This window comes from Peribacillus sp. NPDC097225, from assembly GCF_044761955.1.
Taxonomy (GTDB): Bacteria; Bacillota; Bacilli; order Bacillales; family DSM-1321; genus Peribacillus.
Map to the genome: position 1 here is coordinate 1 of NZ_JBIWDJ010000022.1, position 1597 is coordinate 1597.

Here is a 1597-nt window from a genome sequence, read left to right on the forward strand (position 1 = left end):
CAGCGCCGATGGTAGTTGGGGGTTTCCCCCTGTGAGAGTAGGACGCCGCCAAGCCATTTCGAAGGTCAGCCATTAGGCTGGTCTTTTTTTGTTTTTAGTAAATCCTTTTACCTTCTCAGCCAGACAGTAGAAGAAGACCGTAAGGTCTCGAAATCGCGGAGAATACATGGCTAATTCGTTTTCTTTATATATTTTCTAATAACTTATTGGCTTGTTTTTATAAATGGTATGGGAATGCGGTGGGATATCCGTTGATTTTTCCTGGAGAGTTAGCATTCAGAAATGGCTCCTAAACCATCATCCATTTAAAATGGTCTCTTCTTTCCTAATCATCGTGAAAAGCTGTGATCTCATTTGTGAATCATTTTTATTCAACAATAAAAAAGATGATTGGCTAGACTGAGCCAATCATCTTTTTAAGTATTAAAGTGGTTCGTGAATCTCCCAAGCAACTTTTAAAGAATCTACTATGAAATCTGCTACTTCATCAACATCCAAGTTATTTGTGTTCACTTTTGAATGATGATAGGAATAAACTTCTTGTCTGGTTTTAAAAAGGTCTTCAATTTCTTCTAGGCTTTTACTTTGCAAGACCGGTCTACTATCAATAAGTAAGCTAATTCTTTCTTTCCAATAGTCCCAAGATAAATCAAGGTAAAATACTATGCAATTGGAGAGGCATATATCTCTTATATCCTCTTGTAAAAAGGCCCCGCCTCCTAAAGAAAGTATTTTTAATTTTTGCTGGCTGAACCGTTCAATTACTTCCTTTTCTTTTTCACGAAAAGTCTTTTCCCCGAACCTCTTGAATATTTCAGTCGTGGGCATATTAAATTCTTTTTCGATTTCTTGGTCTATATCAATAAAGTCCCTATATAGTTTTTTAGCGACTTTTTGGCCTATTGTAGTTTTACCTACTCCCATAAAACCAATAAAAACGATACTTTGCAACCTCAAAGATGTATCTTTATTAACCACTTATGAATTCCTCTCCCCGCTAGATTACAATGATTTAAAGTAGTTTTCGATTTTTAAAAATAATTTCATTATAGTACATGTTGGTAGAAATGTAAAAATATTATTTAAATATTTGGAAAACTGATCAATTGATTTACCCTCATTCCTAATAATAGAAGGAATGGTCGATAATTAATAGTCCATGCTTTAATTTGTATCATTAATTTTATAATGAGAAGAGTAATGATAGGATCCAACTCAGGCTGCGCAATTGTGGATATTAATTAACGGATATGGTCATAAAAGAAAAAAACGAAAATACATTGACTTTGATGACAAAAAGGATTAATATAAATAAGCACCAAGTCAGTCAAACAAAAATTTCATCAACTTCTGGCAGATTGCTTGAAGAAATAAACAGTAAAAACTATTGACTTCTTATAATGAAAGTGATAAGATGAAATGGTCGCTGAAAAACACAGCGATTAAAAATAAGTTAAAAACTTCGTAGAAGTTGACAACTAATCGATAGTGTGTTATGATGGATTAACAAGTTGTTCTAACGAACAACGAGATAAATTGCTCTTTGAAAACTGAACAAAACAAAGCGCCAACGTAAATTTTGAGTGAGCACACACTA

At 33.4% G+C, this 1597-nt stretch carries 1 protein-coding gene; it reads right to left on the minus strand.

All coding sequences use genetic code 11. From position 1 onward, the window contains the following. Positions 1-423 precede the first annotated feature (423 nt). Positions 424-924 (minus strand): shikimate kinase, encoded by a 501-nt coding sequence (locus tag ACIQXH_RS20385; RefSeq protein ID WP_403125464.1) that lies wholly within the window; start codon positions 922-924, stop codon positions 424-426. Between the last annotated feature and the right edge of the window lie 673 nt (positions 925-1597).

Bases quoted from the DNA above. Each gene is read 5' to 3' on its own strand.
- ACIQXH_RS20385 (WP_403125464.1), bottom strand. From the start codon at position 924: ATGGGAGTAGGTAAAACTACAATAGGCCAAAAAGTCGCTAAAAAACTA.